28 protein-coding genes are annotated in these 26,342 nt (G+C 48.9%); 18 read left to right on the top strand and 10 right to left on the bottom strand.

The features are described from left to right. Window positions 1-412: 412 nt before the first annotated feature. The 7 genes from M2133_RS08975 (at window position 413) to M2133_RS08945 (ending at window position 5,877) form a co-directional block, all read left to right on the top strand. A complete protein-coding gene (locus M2133_RS08975) occupies window positions 413-682 on the top strand; it encodes a prevent-host-death family protein (protein ID WP_277465765.1) in 270 nt (89 codons plus the stop codon). A gap of 111 nt (window positions 683-793) precedes the next feature. After that, the gene (locus tag M2133_RS08970; protein ID WP_277465764.1) at window positions 794-1,234 is read left to right on the top strand and encodes an ArgR family transcriptional regulator; all 441 of its coding nucleotides are present in this window, start codon (window positions 794-796) and stop codon (window positions 1,232-1,234) included. A 148-nt stretch (window positions 1,235-1,382) separates the two neighbouring features. After that, window positions 1,383-1,931 (top strand): GNAT family N-acetyltransferase, encoded by a 549-nt coding sequence (locus M2133_RS08965; RefSeq protein WP_277465773.1) that lies wholly within the window; start codon window positions 1,383-1,385, stop codon window positions 1,929-1,931. Between the two features lie 89 nt (window positions 1,932-2,020). Continuing rightward, window positions 2,021-3,223 carry an argininosuccinate synthase domain-containing protein gene (locus tag M2133_RS08960; protein WP_277465763.1) on the top strand — a complete coding sequence of 401 codons (1,203 nt, stop codon included), beginning with the start codon at window positions 2,021-2,023 and terminating at the stop codon, window positions 3,221-3,223. A gap of 40 nt (window positions 3,224-3,263) precedes the next feature. Continuing rightward, window positions 3,264-3,635: a four helix bundle protein gene (locus M2133_RS08955; RefSeq protein ID WP_277465762.1), complete on the top strand. Its 372-nt coding sequence runs from the start codon at window positions 3,264-3,266 to the stop codon at window positions 3,633-3,635. A 23-nt stretch (window positions 3,636-3,658) separates the two neighbouring features. Beyond that, complete coding sequence (gene argC / locus M2133_RS08950; protein WP_277465761.1) at window positions 3,659-4,627, top strand: N-acetyl-gamma-glutamyl-phosphate reductase; 969 nt, start codon at window positions 3,659-3,661, stop codon at window positions 4,625-4,627. Between the two features lie 128 nt (window positions 4,628-4,755). Next, window positions 4,756-5,877, top strand: a complete 1,122-nt coding sequence (locus tag M2133_RS08945; protein WP_277465760.1) for an aspartate aminotransferase family protein — start codon at window positions 4,756-4,758, stop codon at window positions 5,875-5,877. Window positions 5,878-5,886: 9 nt separating this feature from the next. Here the strand turns inward: M2133_RS08945 and M2133_RS08940 are convergent, their stop codons facing one another. Next, window positions 5,887-7,176 carry an alginate export family protein gene (locus M2133_RS08940; RefSeq protein WP_277465772.1) on the bottom strand — a complete coding sequence of 430 codons (1,290 nt, stop codon included), beginning with the start codon at window positions 7,174-7,176 and terminating at the stop codon, window positions 5,887-5,889. A gap of 158 nt (window positions 7,177-7,334) precedes the next feature. Here M2133_RS08940 and M2133_RS08935 point away from each other — a divergent pair, with 158 nt between their 5' ends. Next, window positions 7,335-8,027 carry a Crp/Fnr family transcriptional regulator gene (locus M2133_RS08935; protein WP_277465759.1) on the top strand — a complete coding sequence of 231 codons (693 nt, stop codon included), beginning with the start codon at window positions 7,335-7,337 and terminating at the stop codon, window positions 8,025-8,027. 81 nt (window positions 8,028-8,108) lie between these two features. Here M2133_RS08935 and M2133_RS08930 read toward each other — a convergent pair whose 3' ends face one another. The 6 genes from M2133_RS08930 to M2133_RS08905 all read right to left on the bottom strand — a co-directional run bounded on the left by M2133_RS08930 (window position 8,109) and on the right by M2133_RS08905 (window position 13,254). Continuing rightward, the gene (locus M2133_RS08930) at window positions 8,109-9,269 is read right to left on the bottom strand and encodes a sodium ion-translocating decarboxylase subunit beta (RefSeq protein ID WP_277465758.1); all 1,161 of its coding nucleotides are present in this window, start codon (window positions 9,267-9,269) and stop codon (window positions 8,109-8,111) included. Window positions 9,270-9,273: 4 nt separating this feature from the next. After that, a complete protein-coding gene (locus M2133_RS08925) occupies window positions 9,274-9,705 on the bottom strand; it encodes a biotin/lipoyl-containing protein (RefSeq protein ID WP_277465757.1) in 432 nt (143 codons plus the stop codon). 20 nt (window positions 9,706-9,725) lie between these two features. Further along, complete coding sequence (locus M2133_RS08920; protein WP_277465756.1) at window positions 9,726-10,625, bottom strand: OadG family transporter subunit; 900 nt, start codon at window positions 10,623-10,625, stop codon at window positions 9,726-9,728. A 51-nt stretch (window positions 10,626-10,676) separates the two neighbouring features. Continuing rightward, window positions 10,677-12,230 carry an acyl-CoA carboxylase subunit beta gene (locus M2133_RS08915; protein ID WP_277465755.1) on the bottom strand — a complete coding sequence of 518 codons (1,554 nt, stop codon included), beginning with the start codon at window positions 12,228-12,230 and terminating at the stop codon, window positions 10,677-10,679. Window positions 12,231-12,265: 35 nt separating this feature from the next. Further along, window positions 12,266-12,676, bottom strand: a complete 411-nt coding sequence (gene mce / locus M2133_RS08910) for a methylmalonyl-CoA epimerase (RefSeq protein ID WP_277465753.1) — start codon at window positions 12,674-12,676, stop codon at window positions 12,266-12,268. 362 nt (window positions 12,677-13,038) lie between these two features. After that, window positions 13,039-13,254 (bottom strand): winged helix-turn-helix domain-containing protein, encoded by a 216-nt coding sequence (locus M2133_RS08905; RefSeq protein ID WP_277465752.1) that lies wholly within the window; start codon window positions 13,252-13,254, stop codon window positions 13,039-13,041. A gap of 117 nt (window positions 13,255-13,371) precedes the next feature. Between M2133_RS08905 and M2133_RS08900 the strand changes: the two genes are divergently transcribed. After that, complete coding sequence (locus M2133_RS08900) at window positions 13,372-14,241, top strand: GRP family sugar transporter (RefSeq protein ID WP_277465751.1); 870 nt, start codon at window positions 13,372-13,374, stop codon at window positions 14,239-14,241. On the opposite strand, the gene M2133_RS08895 is transcribed toward M2133_RS08900, so the two are convergent. Further along, window positions 14,238-15,482, bottom strand: coding sequence for a hypothetical protein (locus tag M2133_RS08895; RefSeq protein ID WP_277465750.1), 1,245 nt, complete (start codon window positions 15,480-15,482; stop codon window positions 14,238-14,240). The two genes, M2133_RS08900 and M2133_RS08895, sit on opposite strands and share 4 nt — an antisense overlap. A gap of 121 nt (window positions 15,483-15,603) precedes the next feature. After that, complete coding sequence (locus M2133_RS08890) at window positions 15,604-15,849, bottom strand: RNA-binding protein (protein WP_277465749.1); 246 nt, start codon at window positions 15,847-15,849, stop codon at window positions 15,604-15,606. 223 nt (window positions 15,850-16,072) lie between these two features. Between M2133_RS08890 and M2133_RS08885 the strand changes: the two genes are divergently transcribed. From M2133_RS08885 to M2133_RS08845, 9 genes are all read left to right on the top strand, one after another. Next, window positions 16,073-17,374, top strand: coding sequence for an inositol-3-phosphate synthase (locus M2133_RS08885; RefSeq protein WP_277465748.1), 1,302 nt, complete (start codon window positions 16,073-16,075; stop codon window positions 17,372-17,374). A 126-nt stretch (window positions 17,375-17,500) separates the two neighbouring features. Further along, window positions 17,501-18,199 (top strand): NDP-sugar synthase, encoded by a 699-nt coding sequence (locus tag M2133_RS08880; protein WP_277465747.1) that lies wholly within the window; start codon window positions 17,501-17,503, stop codon window positions 18,197-18,199. Between the two features lie 19 nt (window positions 18,200-18,218). Then, entirely contained in the window at window positions 18,219-18,614 is a 396-nt protein-coding gene (locus M2133_RS08875) for a GxxExxY protein (protein ID WP_277465746.1), read from the top strand. A gap of 7 nt (window positions 18,615-18,621) precedes the next feature. Next, window positions 18,622-19,494 carry a hypothetical protein gene (locus M2133_RS08870; protein WP_277465745.1) on the top strand — a complete coding sequence of 291 codons (873 nt, stop codon included), beginning with the start codon at window positions 18,622-18,624 and terminating at the stop codon, window positions 19,492-19,494. 11 nt (window positions 19,495-19,505) lie between these two features. Continuing rightward, complete coding sequence (locus tag M2133_RS08865) at window positions 19,506-20,411, top strand: CDP-alcohol phosphatidyltransferase family protein (protein WP_277465744.1); 906 nt, start codon at window positions 19,506-19,508, stop codon at window positions 20,409-20,411. Window positions 20,412-20,423: 12 nt separating this feature from the next. Next, window positions 20,424-21,146 (top strand): HAD family hydrolase, encoded by a 723-nt coding sequence (locus M2133_RS08860; protein WP_277465743.1) that lies wholly within the window; start codon window positions 20,424-20,426, stop codon window positions 21,144-21,146. Window positions 21,147-21,276: 130 nt separating this feature from the next. Then, window positions 21,277-22,080 carry a metallophosphoesterase gene (locus M2133_RS08855; protein WP_277465742.1) on the top strand — a complete coding sequence of 268 codons (804 nt, stop codon included), beginning with the start codon at window positions 21,277-21,279 and terminating at the stop codon, window positions 22,078-22,080. Next, window positions 22,061-22,741: a hypothetical protein gene (locus M2133_RS08850; protein WP_277465741.1), complete on the top strand. Its 681-nt coding sequence runs from the start codon at window positions 22,061-22,063 to the stop codon at window positions 22,739-22,741. The genes M2133_RS08855 and M2133_RS08850 overlap by 20 nt, the downstream gene beginning before the upstream one ends. A 107-nt stretch (window positions 22,742-22,848) precedes the next feature. Continuing rightward, window positions 22,849-23,595 carry a helix-turn-helix transcriptional regulator gene (locus M2133_RS08845; protein WP_277465740.1) on the top strand — a complete coding sequence of 249 codons (747 nt, stop codon included), beginning with the start codon at window positions 22,849-22,851 and terminating at the stop codon, window positions 23,593-23,595. 88 nt (window positions 23,596-23,683) lie between these two features. On the opposite strand, the gene M2133_RS08840 is transcribed toward M2133_RS08845, so the two are convergent. Then, window positions 23,684-26,041 carry a hypothetical protein gene (locus M2133_RS08840; protein WP_277465739.1) on the bottom strand — a complete coding sequence of 786 codons (2,358 nt, stop codon included), beginning with the start codon at window positions 26,039-26,041 and terminating at the stop codon, window positions 23,684-23,686. Window positions 26,042-26,342 lie beyond the last annotated feature (301 nt).

The raw sequence follows: 26,342 nt of genomic DNA, 5'->3' as shown, positions 1-26,342 counted from the left end.
CAACCCATGTAAACCTAACGTAGGAATAAGATAAATTGTGTAAACTTTATTCAGTTATTAAACCATAAACTGTAAACCTATTTCAGGAGAGGTCAAAAAGCGACGCCCTTCACCGAAAAGGCCGGCAGGGTTTTCCAAAAGGCCGCCGGAGTTTTCAAAAAGGCCGGCGACCTTTTCAAAAGGGCTGCCGGCCTTCACGACCTGAAAGAGATCTCAATATAGTTTCACTTCTTTTTTCTATGGAACACTTGTTTCACCTCATCCCTATACGTGAACTTTTGTGACACGTAGGAAAGGAAGATTTGCAATTAGTAGTATCTGAACACAATACAAAACCAATAATAATGCGTCCAACTTGGTTACCAATTGATTTTTTATTATCTTTACTCTCAAATCCGTAAAGACAGAAATTATGATCATTATTAGTACAAGAGATTTCAGAGCCAATCAGACCAAGTTCTTGGAGATGGCGAATAAAGGCGAAGACATCGTTTTAAAATCAAGAGAGAAAGGCAGCTTTAGAATTATCCCTATAAATATGGAAGACACCGTTGTCGATAAACGAGACCTTATAGCCGAATTAAGTGGAGCCCTACAGCAAGCCAAGGCACATTTAGAAGGCAAACAAAAACTCCAATCCGTAGAATCCCTGATCGATGAATTTAGAGATCGTACGCTCTGACTAAGATTTTAACCACACAAAAAAGACTTTTCCTCAAAAAAACAGCTCAACCTTGCATATTTATTCAATCAGACATTGTATATTTGCGGATTATTTGCATAAATATACAAGATGAACGGTAAAAAGGAACGGTTAGAGACCATCCGGCAGATCATACAAAAGGAGACGATCGGGAATCAGGAAGAACTTCTCAACAGACTGAATGAGAAGGGTTTCTCGACGACCCAGGCTACGCTTTCGCGGGATATCAAACAACTGAATATCGTCAAAATAGCGGATCGGGAGGGGAACTATGTCTACCGCCTGCCTGATTATACCGCTTTTATGCAACCCCAAGGGGAACAGGCGAATCATCCCAAGATCGAATTTTCCGGTAACCTGGCGGTGGTCAAGACCCGTCCGGGTTATGCTATGGGCATCGCCTGGGATATCGACCAGCATGGTCCCAAAGAAATACTGGCAACCATCGCCGGGGATGATACGATCCTGATCATTCCGCGCGAAGGCATCAGCCGATCTGAGATTATCAAGGCGTTGGAGGCGTTTATATAGAGGCCCCTCCAACCTCCCCGAAAGGGAGGCTAAAAGAAAATTGGTTATTGAAAAAAATATGGACAGTAATAAAGACAGTTCGCAAAATGGCTCTCAATCCCTCCCCTCTGGGGGGAGCTTGGAGGGGGGCCATATTGAAATTGATGTAATGGTAGCCGAGGCCTCGCATGAGGTTTATGTCGACGAGATTTTAGAGACGATCGAAGCGGCTGCGAAGGTGCGGGGTACAGGGATTGCCCAACGTACGCACGACTATCTGGCGACGAAGATCAAAGAAGGAAAAGCGATCATAGCGTTGGCAGGCGATGAATTTGCCGGCTTCAGCTATATCGAATCCTGGGGAAATAAACAATATGTGGCCACTTCCGGTTTGATTGTTCCCGAAAAGTTCCGACATTTGGGCATTGCCAAGCGGATCAAAGAGGCTTCTTTTACCCTGGCGCGTCTGAGATGGCCGAAAGCGAAGATTTTCAGTCTCACTTCCGGTGGCGCCGTGATGAAGATGAATACCGATCTGGGCTATCTGCCGGTCACCTTCGGGGAGCTGACCGACGACGAGGCTTTCTGGCGGGGCTGTGAAGGCTGTATCAATCACGATGTATTGATCCGCACCGGACGTAAATACTGTATCTGCACGGCGATGCTTTATGATCCGGCGAAAAAAGCCCCCTCAACTCCCCCCAAGGGGGAGCTCTAAGGAGAAGAATAAAAACGAAATAATAACAAATAAAAAAATCCCTCTTTCTCCTCCCCTTGGGGGGAGGTCGGGAGGGGCTCTCAAAAAAGATGAAAAAGAAAGTTGTTTTAGCATTCAGTGGAGGCTTGGATACCTCTTTCTGCGCGATGTATCTATCCAAAGACAAAGATTATGAAGTATATACCGCTCTGGCGAATACCGGCGGTTTCACGGATGAAGAATGTAAAGCGATCGAAGAAAGAGCCTACGCATTGGGTGCGGTGAAACATGTGACGATCAATGTAGAACAGGAATACTACGAGAAAAGTATCAAATATATGGTCTTCGGCAATGTATTGCGTAACGGTACCTACCCGATCTCGGTCAGCTCCGAGCGGGTATTTCAGGGGCTTGCCATTATCAACTACGCCAAAGAGATTGGCGCCGATGCCGTAGCACACGGCAGTACGGGTGCAGGCAACGACCAGGTACGTTTCGACCTGACTTTCGAAGTGATCGCTCCTGAAATCGAGATCATCACCCCGACCCGCGATATGAACCTGAGCCGCGAATACGAGATCAACTACCTGAAAGAACATGGTTACGAGGCGGACTTCGTGAAGATGGAATACTCGATCAACAAAGGGCTTTGGGGTACCAGCGTCGGGGGTAAAGAAACGCTTCACTCCAACCAGACCCTGCCCGACACCGCCTATCCTTCCCAACTGGAAGCCGAAGAAGAAGTGGAAGAAGATATGTTTATCGACTTCGTCGACGGGGAGATCGTGGGAGTCAACGGGGAGATGTTCGATAACAAAGTAGACGCCATCCGCCGCGTAGAAGAACTGGGTAGCCGTTGGGCCATCGGACGCGATATGCACGTGGGCGATACGATCATCGGCATCAAAGGACGCGTCGGTTTCGAAGCCGCCGGTCCGCTATTGATCATCAACGCGCATAAGATGCTCGAGAAGCATACATTGACCAAATGGCAACAATACTGGAAAGACCAACTGGGCAACTGGTACGGTATGTTCCTGCACGAAGCGCAATACCTCGAGCCGGTCATGCGCGATATGGAAGCGTTCCTGGAAAGCAGCCAGCGCAATGTCACCGGACGGGTAATCATCACCTTGCGTCCGTACACCTATACCCTGGTTGGCGTCGAGAGCGATCACGACCTGATGAAGAGCGACTTTGGCGTGTACGGTGAAGAACAAAAAGCGTGGACTGCCGACGACGTGAAAGGCTTCACGCGTATCCTGGGCAATCAAATGAAGTTATATTACAACGTTAATGACAAAAGTCATTAACTCAATTATAAATTATAAATTGTAAATTATAACTTGCCTTATGAAAGATATACGTTTAAACCCTTTGAAGGATAAGAGTTTTTGCTTTGCTTTGAGGATCATTAAGCTTTACAAATATCTTTGTAAAGAGAAAAAGGAGATGATACTCTCTAAACAAATACTCCGATCCGGGACAGCAATAGGAGCTATGCAACGGGAAAGTGAACATGCGGAAAGTACATTGGACTTTATACATAAGCTTTCTATAGCACAAAAAGAGAGTAATGAGACTTTATACTGGTTAGAGTTGCTCCACAAAGCAGAGTATATTAATGAAGAGGCTTTTAACAGTATATATAAAGATGCACAAGAGCTTATCAGAATGATAACTTCCATAATTAAAAGCACAAAAGCTTCTATAGGCAAATTATAATTAACAATTAACAATTAACAATTATGATAAAAGTAGGGATCATCGGTGGTGCAGGTTATACGGCAGGGGAACTCATTCGCCTGTTGCTCAATCATCCCGATGCGGAAATTGTATTTGTGAACAGTAGCAGTAACGCGGGCAACCGGATTACCGATGTGCATAGCGGTTTGTTCGGCGAAACCGATCTGGCCTTCACCGATGCTTTGCCATTCGATGAGGTCGACCTCCTATTCCTCTGCTCGGCGCATGGCGATTCCAAGAAGTTTATGGAGAGCCATACCATCCCCGAGCACCTGAAGATCATCGACCTGAGTACGGACTACCGCATGAAGAGCGACGAACACGAGTTTATCTACGGCTTGCCGGAACTCAACCGCCGGGCGATCTGCAAATCGCGATACGTAGCCAACCCGGGCTGCTTCGCCACCTGTATCCAACTGGGCATACTGCCATTGGCCAAACACCTGATGCTGAATTCCGAATTGCATGTCAATGCCATCACCGGCTCGACCGGCGCGGGCGTAAAGCCATCATCAACCACCCATTTCAGTTGGCGTAACGATAACATCTCGATCTACAAACCGTTCACCCACCAGCATCTGGCGGAGATCGATCAGAGCCTGCGCCAACTGCAGACCAGCTTCAACAGCCGCATCAACTTTATCCCCGTGCGCGGTAACTTCTCTCGCGGTATCTTCGCCACGACCTATATCGACTGCAAGGTCGGCTTGGATGAGATCACCCGCATCTACGAAGAATACTACGATGACCACTCCTTCACCTTCATCACGGACAAGAACCCCGACATGAAGCAAGTGGTCAATACCAATAAATGTCTGATCCACCTGGAGAAACACGACGACAAACTCCTGATTATCTCCATGATCGACAACCTACTCAAAGGCGCCAGCGGACAAGCGGTACATAATATGAATCTGTTGTTCGGGTTGGAAGAGAAGGTAGGTTTGCATCTAAAACCCAGTGGATTTTAAAGGCCCCCTAAATCCCCCGAAGGGGGACTTGGAGATAGTAAAATTAATTAATGTAATAACCCCAACTACCCAGCCCTCGCATAGTTGGAAGTCCCCCTTCGGGGGATTTAGGGGGCTTTTATAAAGTTATGAACTTATTCGACGTATATCCTTTATTTAATATTGAGATTGTTCGGGGTCTCGGCTGCAAGGTATGGGACACAGAAGGAACCGAGTATCTGGATCTGTATGGTGGTCACGCGGTGATCTCCGTGGGGCATAGCCATCCGGTGTATGTCAAAGCGATCACTGAGCAGGTGAATAAATTGGGATTCTATTCCAATTCAGTAATCAACAGTCTGCAACAGACATTAGCCGATAAGCTGGGAAAAGCCAGCGGCTACGATGACTATTCGCTGTTCCTGATCAACTCCGGAGCAGAGGCGAATGAGAATGCCTTGAAACTGGCTTCGTTCCATAACGGAAAGAAACGGGTATTGGCCTTCGAGCACGCCTTTCACGGACGTACGTCGGCTGCCGTGCGGGTAACCGACAACCCGAAGATCATCGCTCCCGTCAACGAAGACCTGGCGGTGACCTATCTGCCGCTCAATGATGCCGCCGCCGTTGAGGCAGAATTGAAAAAAGGTGATGTCTCTTCCGTGATTATCGAAGGGATCCAGGGCGTGGGCGGTATCCAGTTGCCGACCGATCAGTTTATGCAAGACCTGCGCGCGTTGTGTACCCAGTACGAAGCCTGCCTGATTCTCGATGAGATTCAATCGGGTTACGGGCGGAGTGGTCAGTTCTTTGCCCACCAACATGCCGGTATCCAGCCCGATCTGATCACCGTAGCCAAAGGCATTGGCAATGGTTTCCCCGTCAGCGGCCTATTGATCAGCCCGATGTTCAAACCCGTTTACGGTATGCTGGGAACGACCTTCGGCGGGAATCACCTCGCCTGTGCCGCCGCCATCGCCGTATTGGATATCTTCGAAGAGGAGAAACTGATCGCTAACGCCGCCCGGGTGGGCAACTACCTGATCGATGAACTGCACCGCTTCCCCGGCATCAAAGAAGTGCGGGGCCGTGGTTTGATGATCGGCATTGAGTTTGAAGAGTCGATCAAAGAAGTGCGCAATAAACTATTGTTCGAAGAGAAGGTATTCACCGGAGTCGCCGGCACGCATACCATCCGCCTATTGCCCCCGCTCTGCCTGACGATGGACGAAGCCAACGACTTCCTGCAACGTTTCCGCAAGCTGCTCTGAGCGGACGGCTTACCACTTTGCGAAAAAGATCTGCGGGTTGATGTTCAACGACATCCAACCCCAGTCTTGCCAGCTCTTATGACTTCCGCCTTTGACAATATCCATCGAGGCTGTTCCCGCCATAACGGAATAGCCCAGGGATAGGCGTACGTCTTTCATCAGCGTCCAGTCCAGTTGAAAATCAAACTCCGAGCCCAATCCTTTCGCCACCTCACTGCCGTCGGCATAGACATCCGCCGCCATCCGGAAATAATGATAGTTGAATGACAGGTTCACCTTCGGCGAAGCCTTATATGTCAACCCGCCATACAGATCCCAGAGCCCCGGATTGTATCCGCTGCGGAAAGAAGAGGCATAGAAATAGTCCATACTGCCGTAGAACTTATGGTGCGTACCATATAACGGGTTGAAAGCCTTGATTTTGCTGTCGCCCGCTTCCTGCCCGCTCAGGTAATCCGTACCCACGGAAACGCCCCACTGCCGATCGATCGCATACGCCGCTTTCAGACTGCCCATCCAGGCACCCACATCAGTCCCTGCGGCATTCTCTCCCGTTTGAAAATAAGTCGATCCAACAAAGTTCCAACGTCCCGGCGCATAAGAAAGATAAAGCCCCAGCGTCTGCATATAACGGGTCTTGCCCCGGAGCGTTTCCCCGTCGCCCCCTTCTTGCCCCAAGTTGAGGATCAACGCGGACACAGAAAAAGGATAAGCAGTGGCAGCATGTTGATACCACAGTGTTTGCATGGTCTTATAAGGCTGCCCGCCCGGCAGATAATAGTTTCCGCCTTTGGTCTTCTCATCGTTCTGGTTATACGCCAAGACCAGGTGCAGCTTGTTGGCATGATCTTCAAAGCCCAGCTTTAATGCGTCGTGGAAACGGCCGGCTACGTTCCAGTCCAGTCCCCCCAGAAGGCGTTCATCGTCGTACACCAGCCCCTGCCGTCCCAGCTGGGCAAAGAAACCGCTGCCCAGGTTGAGTCGCGCCCAGGCCTCATTCAAGATGAAACGGCCGTTCTTATCGATCTGCGGATCTTGCCCCCAAACCCCGACATGCTGGGCGGAGAGTTTCATAATCAAGTAGTCAGCGCGTTTATAGTTGAGGGAGAGACGGGCCCGGTTATTGACAAAAGAAGCCGGCAGTTCGCCTTCGCCACGTGGCATAAGCGCACCGTTACGGTACTCCGCCCGCGGACGGATCTGGAAAGAAAGTGAAGTCTCATTCTCAGGCGTTTGCCCTGTCAGGTCGTGCCCCAACAGCAACGCCAATACACACGTAAGTAAAGCTATCCGTTTCATCATACGATTAAATCATGGTTTATTGCTGCAAAGGAAAACGGAATCCGGCGAAAAAGATGTAATCAAAATTACACCGGCAGGGAAATAATTGTCGCCACAGCCTTATGAAGAATAAAAGAAAATCACTACGTTTGTCGGAAGAACACAAGAAACGGCAAATGAATCGAATAGACTGCACAGCGGAACTGGAACAACTCCTCTTCCAAATTCCCTTATTCAACGACCTGTCACACAACATCCAGCTCACCCTGTTGGACAAATTGGACTATGCTGTCTACGAGATCGAAAAGAACGAGGTGATCCTCCGGCAGAACACCATCTGCCGCCACCTCTATATCCTGTTGAAAGGCAAATTGCGGGTCGACATCATCGACGCCCTGGGCAATGAGGTCTTGATCGAGCATATCGTCGCGCCCCGTGCCTTTGCCACCCCCCACCTGTTTAAGAAAGACGGCACGCTGCCGGCCACGTTCACGGTGATGAACGAAGGCATCTTCTTCACCGCCACCAAAGAGTCGGTCTTCAGCCTGATCAGCGAACATCCCGATATCTTGAAAAACTTCCTGTGTATCACCGGTAACTGCACCAAATGCACCGTTACCCGCCTGCATGCCCTGTCGCATAAGAATGTGCGCAGCCGCTTTATCGTGTACCTCTTCGAGCAGAAACAGCCCGATACGGAGGTGATCGAGATCGAACACAACCAGGTGCAGCTCGCCGAATACCTCTGTGTCACCCGCCCCGCCCTCTCCAAAGAGATCAATAAACTGGTCAAAGAAGGGCTGATCCGCATCAAAGGCAAAAAGGTGGAGCTCTTGCAGCTCGCCGAGCTCAAGCGTATGATTCTGTAGCATGAAAAGCGAAGGTGTCAGGGGGAGAAACAAAAAAAGGCGTCCGAAGACGCCTTTTTTTATACTCATGTAAAGATAATCTTACGATAAGAAACCTAACAGGATACCGGCGGCAACAGCCGAACCGATCACACCGGCTACGTTCGGGCCCATAGCGTGCATCAACAGGTAGTTGGTCGGATCGTATTCCAAACCAACGTGCTGAGAGATACGTGCCGAGTCGGGAACAGCGGATACCCCGGAGTTACCAATCAACGGATTGATCTTGTTTCCTTCTTTGAGGAACAGGTTGAAGAACTTCACAAACAGGATACCCGTGCAGGTAGCGATCACGAAAGAAAGCGCTCCCAGAGCGAAGATCTTGATTGAGCTCAGGGTCAGGAACTGTGTGGCTTGCGTAGAAGCACCCACGGTGAGTCCCAACAGGATGGTGATCGTGTCGATCAGCGGTCCGCGAGCGGTTTCAGCCAAACGACGGGTCACACCACTTTCTTTGATCAGGTTACCGAAGAACAACATCCCTAACAAGGGAAGTCCGGAAGGCACCAGGAAGCAAGTCAACAACAACCCGATGATCGGGAAGATAATCTTCTCGGTCGAAGAAACCACGCGCGGCGGTTTCATCCGGATCACCCGTTCTTTCTTGGTCGTGAGCAAGCGCATAAACGGCGGCTGGATGATCGGCACTAACGCCATATAGGAGTAGGCCGAGACCGCAATAGCCCCCATCAGGTTGGGCGCCAGTTTAGACGAAAGGAAGATCGCCGTCGGGCCGTCAGCCCCACCGATGATACCGATAGCCCCTGCCTGGTTGGGTTCGAAGCCCATCTGCAGTGCGATGATATAAGCACCGAAGATACCAAACTGGGCGGCAGCACCTACCAACAACAGTTTCGGGTTGGAGATCAACGACGAGAAGTCGGTCATCGCCCCGATGCCCATGAAGATCAATGGGGGATACCACCCCTGTGTAACCCCTTGATAGAGGATGTTCAGTACCGATCCTTCTTCGTAAATCCCCACCTGCAGCCCGGCATCTTTGAAAGGGATATTCCCAATCAACATACCGAATCCGATCGGGATCAACAGCATCGGTTCAAATTCATATCTGATCGCCAGGAAGATGAAGATCAACCCGATCACAATCATGATCAAGTGCCCCGGCGTCGCGTTGTAAAATCCTGTATAGGTTAAGAACAGTTGAAGGTTCTCCCCCAGGAAGGTGAAAAGACTTTCTTGCATATTCTTATCCGATTACTACGAGTTCCGCATTTTCCAATACGTTATCGCCTTTGTTTACTTTAATTTCGGTGATGCTTCCGTCGCGGTCGGCATTGATGCTGTTCTCCATTTTCATGGCTTCGAGGATGATAATGGTCTGTCCTTTCTTCACCGTATCGCCTACCTTACATTTCACTTCCAGGATCACACCGGGCAGCGGAGAGCGTACAGCGCCTGCGCTTGCGGAAGCTGCCGGACGGGATACCACCGGAGCACCTGTCGAAGTGGTCGGAGCCTGAGCCGGTCTTTTCAACGTAACGACCTGCTTCTTCGCCGGTTTTTCCATTTTTACTTTATAAGGCATACCGTTCACTTCCACCTCAGCCATATCTTCTACTACTGAATTGATATGCACTTTATAGACGGTGCCGTTGATTGTATATTTAAAACTTTTCATTCTTTTTCTTTATTAGATAATTACTTTCTTGGGAGTTCGCGTAAACCATAGATCTTGGAGCTCCATGGTGAGTAGGTACGTTTTACCTTGTGGATGGTCAGTACGGTGTTCTCGAAGTCGTGCACATCCTGATCCAATTCGTAGAGCGCCATTCCGATCGCAGCGAGTGTCTCGGCTGAAATCTCTCCGGCTTCCGTGGTCGGTATGGCCGGGTCGGCTGATGCCTTTTTCGCGCGGCGTTGACCGGCAGAGACAGCGCTTTTGCCTACTTGTTTGAAGACCAGATACAACAAGACCAATCCGGAGAAAACAACGGCCATAGCCGTCATAGTCATGCCCAAACCGGAGGGGTCGTTCTCTTTTAAGTTATCGATCTTCTCGTTTCTGTCCAGTGTCAGGTTGTTTGTGCTGGGCGTTACCTTTTTCAATGTACCCCATTCCTCTTTTCCGTCGATCAGACGGCCGTAGCTGATATCTGCTTTTTGCGTCGCCGGGATCACGATCTCGTCGACTAAGGTTCTTCCGTCAGCATCGTAGAGAGCAATATAGTTCTCTTTCGCCGGATCAAACTGAAAATTCACATGGAAGGTCCCGTGGTCGGCATTTCCGTCGGCCCAGAACAGCGTGTGTTGCCGGGGCGGAATCTTGGTCAATACGTCGCCTTTGGGGATCGTGTATTTGGTCGGGTTGTTCTTGTCGTTTGTCAGGAAACAACCACCGATATTTACTGTCCCGGCCGAAGTATTGTACAATTCAATCCATCCGTTCCGTTTACCGTAATCATCAACGAAGTTGTCTTCGTTGATAACCAGTACTTCATTTATACGCATAGAGGTTACCTGCTGTGCCTGCGCTCCGAATGAAAAGAGCAAAACAAACAACAAGGCAATTCCCGCGTTTCTTTTAATTCGATTATACATAGTCATTACTACTTCTAAATTCTTACTTCTTACTGTTATCATCTGCAAGAATTACAGAGGCATATTATCATGTTTCTTCGCCGGATTCACCAGTTTCTTGGTCTGCAGTTGCTGCAGCGCGCGGATAATGCGGAAACGGGTGTTACGCGGTTCGATCACATCGTCGATATAACCGTATTGTGCCGCGTTGTAGGGGTTGGCGAATGCTTTTTTGTAGTCTTCTTCTTTCTCTGCGCTCATCTTAGCCGGATCTTCGGCAGCCGCTACTTCTTTGGCGAAGATCACTTCAACGGCACCGCTCGGGCCCATTACGGCGATCTCAGCCGTCGGCCATGCGTAGTTCATGTCACCGCGCAGGTGTTTCGAACTCATCACGCAATAGGCACCACCGTATGATTTACGCAGGGTAACGGTTACCTTAGGCACAGTCGCTTCTCCGTAAGCATACAATAGTTTCGCCCCGTGCAGGATCACCCCGTTGTACTCCTGACCTGTTCCCGGCAGGAAGCCCGGTACGTCGACCAGAGTCACCAAAGGAATATTGAAAGCATCGCAGAAACGCACGAAACGAGCGCCTTTGCGGGAAGCGTTGCTATCCAAACAACCGGCCATAATCTTCGGCTGGTTGGCGATGATACCCACGGATTGTCCGTTGAAACGGGCGAAACCGACGATGATATTCTTCGCGTAGTCGGCATGTACTTCCAGGAATTCGTTGCCGTCGATGATCGTACCGATCACTTCGTACATATCGTAAGCCTGATTCGGGCTGTCGGGGATGATCTCGTTCAATACGTCGTCCAGACGGTCGATCGGGTCATGACATTCAATCAGCGGAGTCTCTTCCAGGTTGTTCTGCGGCACGAAGCTGATCAACTGACGGATCAGTTGGAAACCTTCTTCTTCCGTATCCACAGCAAAATGAGCAACCCCTGATTTCGTAGTATGTACGCTGGCGCCACCCAATTGTTCCTGGGTTACGTCTTCACCGGTAACGGTTTTTACCACCTTCGGGCCGGTAAGGAACATATAGCTTGTTCCGCGTGTCATGATATTGAAGTCGGTCAGCGCCGGAGAATAAACCGCACCACCGGCACACGGGCCGAAGATACCGGAGATCTGAGGCACTACCCCGGAAGCCAGGATATTGCGTTGGAAAATTTCAGCGTAACCCGCCAAAGCGTTTACACCTTCCTGAATACGTGCACCACCGGAGTCGTTCAAACCGATAACCGGAGCACCCATCTTCATGGCTTGATCCATTACTTTACAGATCTTCATGGCCAGGGTTTCCGACAAGGCACCCCCGAATACGGTGAAGTCCTGCGCATAGATATACACCAGACGGCCATCGATGGTTCCGTAACCGGTAACTACCCCGTCGCCCAGGAATTTCGTCTTTTCGATACCGAAGTTCGTACTGCGGTGCTGCACGAACATATCGAATTCTTCAAAACTACCTTCGTCAAGCAACATGGCGATACGTTCGCGTGCGGTGTACTTGCCTTTCTGGTGCTGAGACTCAATGCGTTTTTCTCCACCACCTAAACGGGCTTTTTCGCGAAGGGCAATAAGCTCTTTTACTTTTTCAAGTTGATTACTCATTGTAAATGTGATTTGTTGTTATGTAAATGTGTTTTTTATTTCTCTCCTTCCATGCAGAGCTCGGTCAATACTCCGGCAGTGAATTTCGGATGCAGGAACGCGATGTTCAGGCCTTCGGCGCCCCGGCGGGGTTTCTCGTCGATCAGTTTCACACCTTTGGCGGCTGCTTCGTCTAATGCTTCCTGTACGTTGGGTACGGCAAAAGCGATATGATGAATGCCTTCCCCTTTCTTTTCCAGGAATTTAGCGATGGTACTATCTTCACTGGTCGGTTCCAGTAATTCGATTTTAGTTTGGCCTACCTTGAAAAAGGCTGTTTTTACTTTTTGGTCTTCTACTACTTCGATGTTGTAGCATTTCAGTCCTAAGACACCTTCGTAATACGGCAGAGACGCTTCGATGCTCTTCACCGCGATCCCCAGATGCTCAATGTGTGTAAGTTCCATGAGATTATAAATTAATGTTTAAGTACTATTATACAATTAGAGTGCAAAGGTACAAGCAATTTTCAGGAATGAAGAAAAATTTCTCTATTTTTTCTCCTAAAAAGCGGCTGAAAATGAAAATTCTAAATACTTTTCATCTCATATCTGCGAACTTCTCACGAAAAGGAATGGTTATTCGTCTTTGATTGCGATTTGAAGAAAATAAGTGCGGAATAATCTGTTGATTCTATAGTAGGAATACTATTGTCGATGGGCTTCGTCAGTACTGTCCATGCCCATCGTCAATACTGTCCATGCGTATCGTTAGTACCTTCCATGCGCATCGACAGTAAAATTATCACTGAGGTTGAGAGATAAATCCCTTAATCATAATAATTAGGTCCGGGACTAAAGAACGGAATAGCCGCGGAATTGTTGATTTCGATTTTATTTTCCCGGGCGAGCCAACCGATAGCGGTCCATAAATCGGCGTCGGGCAATTGGGTTTCCTGTTTTAACGTCTCGAAACTAAGACATGTGTTATCTTCAATCAGAATGAGTACTTTGCCTGCGTTAAATCCAATACTTCCTTTTGTCATGTCTAAAACAGTTTTTGAGGTGATAGATGTTAAGTTTTTCTTTTAAACAGCCAAACGAATAAATTTGTTCGGAAAAAAAACGTTAAACTTGCAGGCTGAAACGCTAAAAATAAAAGGATGATGAATGCAACTGATTGGCTTATTGCCTTTATTCCGATTTTCTCTTTTGGTATACTGCCGGTGGTGGCTACCCGCATAGAGGGTAAGCCGATCGAGCAGTCGATGGGGGTAGCCCTGGGCAGCGTGATTTTCGCGCTTATTTTCTTTTTTTTCCGCCGGCCGGAGCTGGATGCCTCTATTTTCATCATCAGCTTCCTTTCGGGGCTTTGTTGGGCGGTGGGTTCGCTGGGACAGTTTGCGGCAATCCGTTACCTGGGGGTCTCCAAATCGATACCGATACTGAATGGCGGGCAGATCGTAACGACCTCTCTATTAGGCATATTATTGGGCGAATGGGCGACCACCACCTCGCGCGCCTATGGCTTTGCGGCATTGATCCTGATTATCGGCGGTATTGTGTTGACCTCGTACAAAGAAGAGAAAGCCGGCGAAAAGACCGAGTGGCGGAAAGGGTTATTGATCAACCTGATGGCTATCCTGGGCTATACGGCGTATATCGGTATCTTGAAATATTTTCAGATCGATGGATGGAGTACGATTCTGCCGCAATCGTTCGGGCAGGTCGCCGGTGTGGTGTTGATCGGTTTATTGTTTTATAAATCTTTCCCAATGACCCGGATGGCGGGGAAGAACAGCATCGGCGGGTTGATCTGGGCGGTAGGCAATATTGCTTTACTGATCTCCCAGTTGAAGCTCGGACTGGCCGTAGCCTATCCGGTGAGCCAGGCGGCGATCGTGGTGGCGGTATTGGGTGGTGTCTTTATCAATAAAGAGCATAAGAACCGGAAGGAATGGATGGCTGCCGTCGCCGGGATGGCGGTGATTATGGCAGGGCTTTATTTGATTTATTTGTCGAGTGTTTGCTAAAATCTCTTAATCAAAAAAGAAGGATTAAACCGCAAATAAGCCCCAATCGTAAAGCTGGTTGCGCTGCCGTAGGGTTGCAGGCCTTCTGTCGGGTGGTGGCTGTTGCCGGATAAGGTATAGAATAGATCCAGATCAACCCCTAAAGCAAAACCTTTGCCGAGCGACTTGCTGTATTCCGCCCCGAAATAGACGAGCTGCGGTTTCTGAAAGGTAAGTCCCTCCTCTTTGGTCGAAACGGCGCCGTAGAACGGCGAGCCGAACATCGAAATAAAATCGTCGCATTGCCAATAGGCGGCTTTTACGCGGAAGTCACGGATATCTGCCGACATTTTGAAATAGATCCCATAGCCGGAATCGAAAGGCCAGAGCGTACCCGCCTGTTGGTAATAAGCCGCCACATCCAGTTCGGCATTCACGCGGCGGACCACCGGATGCCCGGTATTCCAGTCGACTCCCAGCCCCGCAGCCCCATTCATCAATGTCTGTACCGACCCGACCGTCAAGGTGTCGATCTCTCCGCCCCGGTGTTGGATCACACCCTGCACAGGCACGTAGGCGTGTAAGGTAGAGCCGGGGTCGTTGAATTTGAACCGCGAGGAAAGCCCGACAGTAAACGCCTCCTGGTGAGTATCTGTTTGGAAGATAAACGTTTGCCAGTTCAGCCAGATGTCCGCCCGAAATTTCCGCGCGTCGTAGATCAGCTGCAGTCCGGCTTCGGGATCAGCGGTATAATTGAGTTCCGGGTTGTAGAGCGGCTCGATCAGTTGGTGGTTGGCGCCACCGTAGATATTCCCGAATACTAAGCTCAAGCGATCGGTCAGATCGACCTGTGCCCTGAGATAGGGCAGGATATGCGCACCTTTCTGAAACTGATTGCCTTTCCATGTGGCGATATCGACATAGGCAAAACTGGGGTATTTGTATGTGCCGTGATAGATCAGGGCGTGAAAACCCAGTTCCAGTTTCAGGTTAGCCAACGGATAATAGACTCCTTTGGGTTGCACCCAGAGTCCGGGCAGGGAGTAGCCTTTGATAAACTCACCGGCAAACTCATTGTTTTTGAAGAAGTTCAGATTGTCTATCTCGATCCGCAGTTCGCCCAGTCTGTCCGGATCGATCCGGTAGTCGGAAGCATATACGATTTCGTTGATCTGCGCAGCGGCATAAGGAGATAAGGAGCCGCAACCGGTCAGGCAGCCCAGTATAAACAGTAGTCGACAGATCGTTCTTCTCATGGTCATTCTATGCGTTGATTCGGAATGCAAACGTAAATAAAATCTGATTGTAAAAGAAAAGAGGAGAACGGAAATATTCTTCCGCTCCCCTCCCTTTTGATATCTTTTTCAGCCGACAGCTAAAAAATCAATTTCTTGGAGTCGCTTCTCTGACTACCATCTGACGGCCTTCGTATTCAGCTCCGTTCAATTCGTTAATAAGGTTTTTGGCTTCAGCGTCATTCGGCATTTCTGCGAATGCAAAACCTTTGGAACGACGAGTGTCACGGTCGATTACTAATTTAACTGAGTCAACTGTTCCATACTCTTCCAAAATCTGTTGAAGATCAGATTCTCTAACCCGATAATTCAGGTTACCAATGTAAATGTTCATAAGAAATTAAAATAAAAATAAATAATTTAAGTTTAAACAAGGCTATAAAATAAGCCATTGTTTTGTCGCCGGCAAAGGAACGCAATTAAGTTGAATAAACAAGCGAATTATTGAATAAAAGCGAATTTTATCTCTATTTGGACGAAAGTATTCGGCAATGGGGATACGAAAAGTCACTTATTTCTTCTAATTTTGCGCCATTATTGTTCAAAATAATCAAATTATGGAAAAGATGGAAGTAAAAGAAGCTAAAGGAAAACTGGGTATCCTGCTCGTAGGGGTGGGTGGCGCTGTTTCTTCGACATTTATAACGGGTACGTTGGCTGTTCGCAAAGAACTAAGTGTGCCTGTGGGTTCACTGACACAGTTGGCGACTATTCGTCTGGGCAAGCGTACAGAGAACCGTTTCCCGAAGATCAAAGATGTTGTTCCTTTGGCCGACCTTAATGACCTTGTATTTGGCGGATGGGATATTTTCTCGGAAGATCTCTACGACGCGACGATACATGCGGAGGTATTGAAGAAAGAGGATGTTGATGGAGTTAAGGACGAACTGAAAGCCATCCGGCCCATGAAGGCGGTGTTCGATCAGGAATATGTGAAACGTTTGCACGGAACACATGTAAAAACCGGCGCTACCCGCTGGGATCTGACCGAGCAGGTGCGTGAAGACATCCGCAATTTCAAGAAAGAGCATAATTGCGACCGCATCGTAGTGATGTGGGCAGCCAGCACGGAAGTGTATATCCCGATGAGTGACGAACACCGTAATCTGGCGGCTTTCGAAAATGCTTTGAAGACGAACAATACGGAGGTGATCTCGCCGAGTATGTGTTATGCCTATGCGTCGATCGCCGAAGGATGTCCGTTTATCATGGGGGCGCCGAACCTCTGTATCGATATTCCCGCGATGTGGGAATTGGCCAAAGAGAAACAAGTGCCGATCTGCGGCAAAGACTATAAGACGGGCCAGACGATGTTGAAGACCGTATTGGCTCCGATGTTGAAAACCCGAATGTTGGGTCTCGACGGCTGGTTCTCAACCAATATCCTGGGCAATCGCGACGGGGAAGTACTCGACGATCCGGGTTCATTCAAAACCAAAGAAGTGAGCAAGCTCTCGGTGATCGATACGATCCTGCAGACCGATGTCTATCCGGAACTGTACGGCAATATCTACCATAAGGTGCGGATCAACTACTATCCGCCGCGCAAAGACAATAAAGAAGGATGGGACAATATCGATATCTTTGGCTGGATGGGTTACCCGATGCAGTTGAAGGTCGATTTCCTTTGCCGCGACTCGATCCTGGCTGCTCCTTTATGTCTCGACCTGGTATTGTTCTCCGACCTGGCACAGCGTTGTGGATTCTCCGGTATTCAGGACTGGCTCTCGTTCTATTTCAAGAGCCCGATGCATTCGGAAAACAAAGTACCCGAACACGATCTGTTCATCCAGCATACGATCTTAAAGAACACGTTGCGCACGATCATCGGGGAAGAAACGATCGATTATTTAGACTAAACGAATTGACAATTGACAGTTGACAAACAACGTTCGCTTAGCGAAGCGTAAAGCAATGGACAATGAAAGATCCTTTCGGTTGTCATTTAATTGTCAATTGTCAATTGTCAATTATCAATTAATAACATGGTTTTTGGTATTATAGCAGCAGGTGAAGGTTCCCGCTTGGCCCAGGAAGGGGTGAAGTGGCCGAAGCCGCTGGTGCGATTGAATGGGGTGCCGCTGATTGACCGGTTGATCGATGTCTTCCTGAAAAACGGGGCCACGGCGATTCATATTATTGTCAACGAGGAGATGACCGAGGTACAGGAACACCTGCGCAAGAAACGCTTGCCGGTTCCCCTTCATCTGTTGGTTAAGTCGACCCCCAGCTCGATGCATAGTTTCTATGAGATCAGCCGTGTGGTCGAAGGCGACCGGATATGCCTGACTACCGTCGATACGATCTTCCGCGAGGAGGAGTTCGCGGCGTATATGCAAGCTTTTCGGGCAGAAGAAACGCTCGATGGCCTGATGGCGGTGACCGACTTTATCGATGATGAGAAACCCCTGTATGTCCTGACCGATACGGATGGACGTATCTTGGATTTCCTGGATCAGGCGGCCGACTGCCGGTATATCTCCGGCGGCATTTATTGCCTGAAGCGGCCTGCGTTTGCCGTGCTCGAGAAAGCATTGGCATCCGGCGTATCGCGTATGCGTAATTACCAGCGGCAACTCATCAAAGAAGGCATGCAGTTGAAAGCCTATCCTTTCAGCAAGATTGTCGATGTGGATCATGCGGAAGATATAAACAAGGCAGAGATGTTCTTGAACTGTGATTGAACTGATTAAATGATAGACTATGAGTGAGAGAGAATATCCACATAGTAGTGTGACAGGACTGATTATCGGATGTGCGATGGAGGTGCATCGTCTATTGGGTAATGGATTTCAGGAGGTCATTTATCAGAGAGCTTTAGAGGTCGAAATGCAATTGAAGGGTATTTCTTTTGAAAGAGAATTTGAAATGCCAATAGTGTATAAAGGTATAAACATCGGAACAAGACGGGTGGATTTTTTTGTTGAAAATAATATAATGGTAGAAATTAAGGCAATAGCGAAATTGGAAAATGTGCATTTAGCACAAGCCATTAATTACTTGGAAGCATACGGTTTGGAGGTAGGCTTGTTGATTAATTTTGGTGCATCCTCTCTGGAATTTAAAAGAGTGATGAAGCCTTACCCCCATAAATCATAGTAAATCAATGAATCAGTATAATCAAAGTTCAAAAACGATCGCCGGCATCCGCCGGGGGAATATGTTTTCTCCGAATCATGTGGGGAATGATGCGGCGATCTTTTCATTAACGGCTCAGCATCTGCAGGCGTATGGCTGTACGGTGAATGAGTATATCGAATCGGATCTTCAGTTGCAGAAGCTGGACGAACCGGTGATCTTTAATATGGCACGCGACTGGACCTCGATCCGCAAACTGCAACAGTTGGAAGACCAGGGACGCACGGTGATCAATTCCGGTTATGGGATTGAGAACTGTACGCGTGAGCGCATGACGCGCCTGTTGCTCGAGAATCATATCGCTCACCCGGAAAGCCTGATCTTTTCGACCAGCGACGATCCGACCGAGCAGATGGAAAAGGCAGGCATCTCGAACTGCTGGGTGAAGCGGGGCGACTTCCATGCCGTGCACCGCGAAGACGTCACCTACGTGCGCAACCGGGAAGAGGCCGCTTCGATCCTGAAAGAGTTTGCCATCCGCGGCATCCCTTCGGCGGTGATCAACGAACATCTGACGGGCGACCTGGTGAAGTTCTACGGCGTGAAAGGCACGGATTTCTTCTACTGGTTCTACCCCAGCAGCCACAACCACAGTAAGTTCGGCTGGGAAGTGATCAACGGCACGGCCAAAGGCATTCCTTTCGATGTCGGCAGCCTGCAGGAATTGTGTAATAAAGCGGCCGATATATTGAATGTTTTTATTTACGGAGGCGATTGCATTGTTTCGGAAGAGAAAGGCATTCAATTGATCGACTTCAATGATTGGCCCAGCTTTGCGCCTTGCCGCGAGGAAGCCGCCCGGTACATTGCCGAATGTATCTGGAAGCAGGCCAAACAGTAAAAGAGATACAGATGACAAAAAAAGAGACAAAACCCAGTTTTGAATCCACCTTGAAATCGATGGATACGGAAGAATTCATCGATATCTATTTCTATCGCCCGATTGGTTACCAATGGGCTTTGTTTTTCCAGAAACTGAGTGTTTCGCCCAACGCGGTTACGGTCGCCTCTATCTTTATCGGGGTGGCAGCGGGTATCTGTTTTTATTTCGAGAATATACTGATCAATGTATTGGGTATGCTTTTGTTGATCTGGGCCAATTCGTACGACAGCGCCGACGGGCAGCTGGCGCGGATGACCGGACAGAAGAGCCAACTGGGGAGGATTCTCGACGGAGCGTGCGGAGATATCTGGTTTATCACCATCTATGCCGCGATCTGTTTGCGGCTGACGCCCGACTGGCTCTACTGGATCTGGCTTCTGGCTGCCGCCACCGGCTATTGCCATGCCAAGCAGGCCAGCATGGCCGATTATTACCGCAACATTCACCTCTTGTTTCTCAAAGGGAAAGCGGGCAGCGAACTTTCTTTCTCACCCGTGCTCAAGGAGAACTATAAGAAGCTAAATTGGAAGAAAGATTTTATCTATAAAGCTTTCGAATGGTTCTACATTAATTATACGGTCGGACAAGAACAGTTCTCTCCGCGTTTTCAGCAGATGATGCAGATCATCCGCGAGAAATACAACGGCGAAGCGCCCGAATGGTTTCGCACGGCCTTCCGCCAAAAGAGCCTCCCGTTGATGAAGTACACCAATATGCTCTCGTTCAACACCCGGATCATCGCTCTTTTCGTCAGCCTCTTCTTCGGTATGCCCTGGCTGTACTTCATTTTTGAGATGACCGTATTGAATATCATGCTTGTTTACATGATCCGCCGGCACGAACGTATCTGTAAGGAATTTACCGCACAACTTTAATTGAAAAAGAATATGCTTGATCTGAAGAAAGTAAAAGGACTATTGTTCGACTACGGCGGTACGATCGACAGCAACGGCATGCACTGGGCCGAAGTGATCTGGATGGCCTACGAGGCTTTGCAGGTGCCGGTCGACAAAGCGGCTTTCCGCGAGGCGTATGTGTTTGCGGAACGCACATTGGGTAAGAACCCGATCATCCAACCCGAGCATACCTTCCGCGATATGTTATATCTGAAATGCGACCTGCAGATCGGCTGGCTGATGGAGCAAGAGAAATTGCGCGAGGCGGATATCGCATGCCGCTTGCCGGAGCAACTGGGCGAATGGTGCTACGACTATGCCCTTCGCGCGATCGAAAACGCTCGTCCTCTCCTGGAATCCTTACATGAAAGATATCCTTTTGTATTGGTTTCCAACTTTTACGGCAATATCGAATCGGTCTTGAAAGACTTCCGGTTGCATCATCTCTTCCCGGTGATCATCGAGTCGGCGGTGGTCGGTGTACGCAAGCCCGATCCGCAGATCTTCCGCCTGGGCATCGAAGCGATCGGCCTGCCGGCGGAAAACTGTGTGGTGATCGGTGATTCATACGATAAAGATATCGTGCCGGCCACGGCCTTAGGTTGCCAGACGATCTGGCTGAAAAGTATAGGTTGGACGCCTTACCGGGGAGATGAAACGGCAGATGCCGTAATTGCCGACTTCAAAGCATTGACACTGCTCCTGGAAGTCTAAAAGTCGACTTTTAGACCAGAATTCCCCTTTTCTCGCCCTTTTTTTGGAATGTATTTATTCGGATCTTTGCCTTTGGAAAGAAGATAGAAGATAGAAGATATCTTCTACCTTCTAAAAGAACAAAAGGCAAATGGTTTTGAATAGGTATTATTTATTCTCGCTTTTGGTGTTGTTGAGCGCTTGCGACCTGATCGACTATCATCCGTACGACGGACGGTTGGATACCGAATACGATCTCAACCGGAAAAATATCGCCCGGATCGAATCGATCTGCCAGGCGAAAGATACAGTGCGTTTTGTGATGATGGGCGATTCGCAACGCAGCTACGACGAGACGGAAGCGTTCGTTAAACACGTCAACCGGCGCGACGATATCGACTTTGTGATCCATGGCGGCGACCTGGCTGACTTTGGCCTGACCAAAGAGTTCCAGTGGATGTACGAGATCCTCTCCAAACTCGTTCCGCCCTATGTGGCGATTATCGGCAACCACGATATCATCGGCAATGGCGAGTCGGCCTACAAAAAGATCTACGGCGAACTGAACTTCTCTTTTATCGCCGGCAATACCAAATTCGTCTGCCTCAATACGAACGCGATCGAATACGACTACTCCGTGCCCGTGCCCGATTTCAATTTTATCAAAGCGGAACTCTTAGACAGCGTCTCGCCCTACGAACGCACGGTCGTCGCCATGCACGCTCCCCCGGGCAACGAACAGTTCAATAATAACGTCAAAGAGGTATTCCAGGAATATATCAAACGTTTCCCCTCCCTGCAGTTCTGCCTGCATGCCCATACACACCATGTGAGTATCAGCGACTTCTTCAACGACGGCATCCTCTATTACGGCTGCAGCAATATAGCGAAACGCAGCTACCTGGTATTCACTCTTTTACCCGAAGGTTATACGTATGAAGTGGTGGAGTTTTAAAGCCCTGTTATGGATCGCCCTCTGCCTGCCCCTGACCCTCTCGGCGCAGGAATCGATGGGGGGAAGAATTGGAGGTGGACATACGCCGGCTACCCCTGCGTTGAGCGCCTACGAGAGAGGAGTGAACCAGTACACCTCGTTCTGGAACAGCCTGATCCCCAAGTATACCAAGATGCAATTCGCCGGATCCATCGGCCTGATCTCCGCCGGGGTGGGATGGAACTACGGCAAAGACCGCTGGGAGACCGATTTCCTGTTCGGGATCGTGCCCCGCTATACCGACCACCATGCGATGGCTACCTTTACGGTAAAGCAGAACTATATGCCCTGGAAAGTGCGATTGAACGATTCGTTTATGTTCGAACCCCTGACCTGCGGCTTGTATCTGAATACCCTGTTGGATGAAGACTTCTGGGTGCTCAATCCCGACCGCTACCCGAGTGGCTATTATACTTTCTCCACCCGGATACGCACGCATATCTTCGTAGGTGAACGCCTCACCTTCTACCCCGACAAGCGGCGGTACCCCAAGCGCCACCTGACATTCTTCTACGAGCTGAGCACCTGCGACCTCTACCTCATCTCCGCCGTGGGCAACCGCTACCTGAAACCCTCCGATTACCTGAGTCTCTCGTTCGGTATTAAATTTCAGATATTGTAGTCGAAATTGTTGATCTGCTAACTTTTTTTGCATATCCGTCAAGTAAAATATACGGTTTGCTAAGTGCGAACAGGCAATTCCGGGGGTAGGTTTTGTACTTTTGCCCCATGCAAATACTTCAACACCTGACTTTGTTGTTTCCTCCCTTTGCGTGTTTGTTTTGGGTGGTGACGATGTGGCTCGACTGGAAATATCTTTCCCGTCGGCAGTATCTATGTACCGCTGTTTTTATAGGTATAGCGGCCATTTTGTTCGGTTGGGATCATTTTTTCGGTTATACCCTGATCGTCCGCTATCCGGTTGCCGTCACCATCGTGATGCTGCTACTGACTGCGCTGCTTTATATCGTAGGCTACCGCGTGTCCCTGTCGGCCTACCGGCAGGCGCGAGCCGATTCGGAAACTTTCCCCCCGGCAGAGGAGGAAGAGGAAGAAGTAGAAGTAGAGGAAGAAGTAGAGGCAGAGGAAGAGGTGGACGACCTTTTGGAAGAAGAAGAAGAAGAAGACAACCACCCCAATACCTACCTGAAGCTGTTGCCGGAATTCAATCGCCTGATGGATGAAGAAAAGCTTTACCTGCACCCCAACCTGCGCATCGAAGAGGTGGCCCACCTGTTGAATACCAACCGGACTTACGTCTCCCGCCTGTTGCGCGAAGAATACAATAACGGCTTTTTCGAATACATCAACCTGCGCCGCATCACCTACGCCCAGGAGCGTATGAATACCGATCCCGACCTGACCCAGGAACGCCTCGCCATCGAAAGCGGTTTCGTTCACGCCTCCTCTTTCAGCCGCGTCTTCAAGCAATGCACCGGCATGACCTTCCGCCAGTGGCAGAAGACGAAACGGTGAAAACAACCTTTATTCAAGCCAAACGCAGCCCCCCACAGATCCTTTTTGATCTGCGAGAGGCTGCGTTCCCAGCGCGGAATAGATCCGATTAGTGTGTGCTGACTTTATAGACCTTATCGCCTGCCTTCACCAGGTAGATTCCCGCCGGCAACGTAAGGGTATGCGAACCGCGAAGGCCACGCAGCGACACCACGTTCTGCCCGTTGATCGTATAAACCGCCACATCAATGGCTTGCCCTTCACTTTCCACTTTCAACTTTCCACTTTCAACTACAACGCGAACGTCGTGCGTCAGCTCGGCATTCGACGTTGTTCCGCCGGTTCCTTCAATAACTACGGTGATCGAAGTGATTACCCGGTCGATCGTATAGGTAAGGATCGTGGCGCGCAGCTCGTTCGGCAGGATCTCCACCCCATTCGCAAAAACATGCACCTTCTCCGGATCGATACCATCGGCCAAGGTGAGGCTAAAGGTAAAGGTTTCAGCATAAGCCACCGTATGTTCACCGGCACCGACATTATACGTCACCCCTTCCGTTTCGGTCAGCGTCACCGTATATTCCTTCAGTGCGATCTGGATCGTATGATCTTCCGCCACCGGATTGAGGATATACGAGAAATAATTGCCTTCAGCCGTTGCGGTAAATGCCGTCTCCACGCCATCGATCAGGAACAGGATATCGTCGGCCCCCAGTGTCCGGTCTTCGGGCAGGAACTGCAGGAACAGGTGATCGCCTTCAGCAACCTGAAGCGTTCCGGCTGTCAGATCATAGAGTTCGATACCACCGGCTACTTCGAGGGTGATGGAGTGATAGGTACCCGGCTCAGATGCGGACGGGCCGGTGATTTGTACGTATTTGGCAGGGGTATTGCCGTCTGCGGAATACACATTAACACCGTCTATTACTGAAACGCTCAACGGGTTTTCTGCTGATTCATCCTCACCACCAACGATCGTGCATCCGGAGACTATGGGTTTTGTTCCGTATACAGCTATGCCAAAGCTAAAATTAGTGACGACATCACCACCCAGGCCTCTCAACTCGCCTCCGGTTACCGTAAGGTTTTTAGAATACACGCCATAACTGTTAGACATCCTTTCAGGAGTTCCACCGATACCTTCTAGTTCACCTCCGGTGATAAGAATATCTTCCGTAACACCCACTCCTTTGGAATCAGATGCAGTCGTTCCAGTAGCCGTGCCTTTCAGGCTACCGCCATTGATTGTCAGATCCTGATAAATATCCACTGCATACATCCCACCTTCGCATACGACCGTTCCGCTTTTCAGGGTAAGGTTTCCTGCAACATACAAGCCGCTACCAATAGCATTTTCTTTCTCTCCGCTTTCGGCCGTAAGCGTCAACGATCCGCTTCCGCTTTCTTGAATGATAAGATTACCCTTTGTGGATATAGCTCTAGCTTGATCATCTTTTTCTGCTTCTTCCGCCGTAATCGCATTCTCCCCTTTTAATACAAGCGTAATGCCAGCCGGAAGGCTGAGGCCGATAGCTGCCGTTGTCTCAAATTCAAAGTCTTCCAGGGTCAGGGTCATGCCATCCTTACTGGCAGAATAGCTACCGCTAAAGCCGGTAGTAACCTCTTTTCCTTCTTCCTCACCATCATACATCGTACCAACTTGTGCATTGTAATACAACGTAAAAGTATTGGGAAGCTTGGCAATCTGCACGTATTTGGCTGGGGTGTTCGCTCCTTTTATTATATATCCCCATAACTTGCCACCATCATAGGAGCCATAAGATATTTCGTCGTCGTCATCATAGCCATCATCCCCACCAGTGATAGTACATCCAGTCGTCGTAGGGGTTCCTTCGACTGCTATTCCAAAGATATCTGTCCCCCCTTTACCTCTTAATACACCTCCGGTTACGGTAAGAGTTTTGGCAGACACACCGGCGCCACCTTCGTCTACAGCACCTTCCAGCGTACCTCCCTCTACAAGAAGATGGCCTGTTATGAATATCGGATTAGGCCCATTCGCCGTAACACTTCCACCGGAGAAAGTCAGATTTTCATCCACAATCATTCCGTATAGATTTCCTGTACATGTCAACGAGCCTGTACCCTCAATACTAAGGTCTCCTTTTGCATACAAAGCCTTAGCCGTTGCTGTAATTGTATTCTCCCCTTTAAGCACCAGCGTTACTCCAGCTGGAAGAACAAGACCAATGTCTGCCGTTGTCGTAAGCTCAAAGTTTTCCAGGGTAAAAATTGCTTTGTTAGTATCGTCAGCTTTATAACCTGTTATATCCTCAGCCAAACTATCGAATGCTGCGTCTTTATACATCAACCCATTACTGGCATTATAATACAACGTATAACCCACCTCGGCCTGCGCCGCAAACACGCTGGCGAATAAAAAAAGTAAAATACTTATCCCTTTGAAGGGGCGTAAAAGATGTTCTTTTGTCATTTTTTGTTTCATTCTTCTTGTTCTTAATGTATGAATATTTAGAGTATTTTTTTCGATTATCATAGGTATAACGGAAGGGTCTTGTATAAACGGTGGCACAAAAGTAAAAAGAAGGCATAAAAAGGGCATTAAAATCACGCAGCCATTACGTCTCAATTCGTAAAAGGTGGTCGCAATACGTAAATTATAAAGAGAAAATCGGTTCACACCGAACCGAAGGTCGCTTAGCGAAGCATAAAATCAGTAGGATGAAAAACTTCGTTTGAGATCGATTTCACAAAGACAAACGACCTGCGAAGCGACGAACAACGCC

This window comes from Parabacteroides sp. PF5-6 (assembly GCF_029504695.1).
In the GTDB taxonomy this organism is placed as follows: domain Bacteria; phylum Bacteroidota; class Bacteroidia; order Bacteroidales; family Tannerellaceae; genus QVMG01.
Note: the sequence above shows the minus strand (reverse complement) of the source record. Positions and strands in the feature narration are given on the sequence as shown.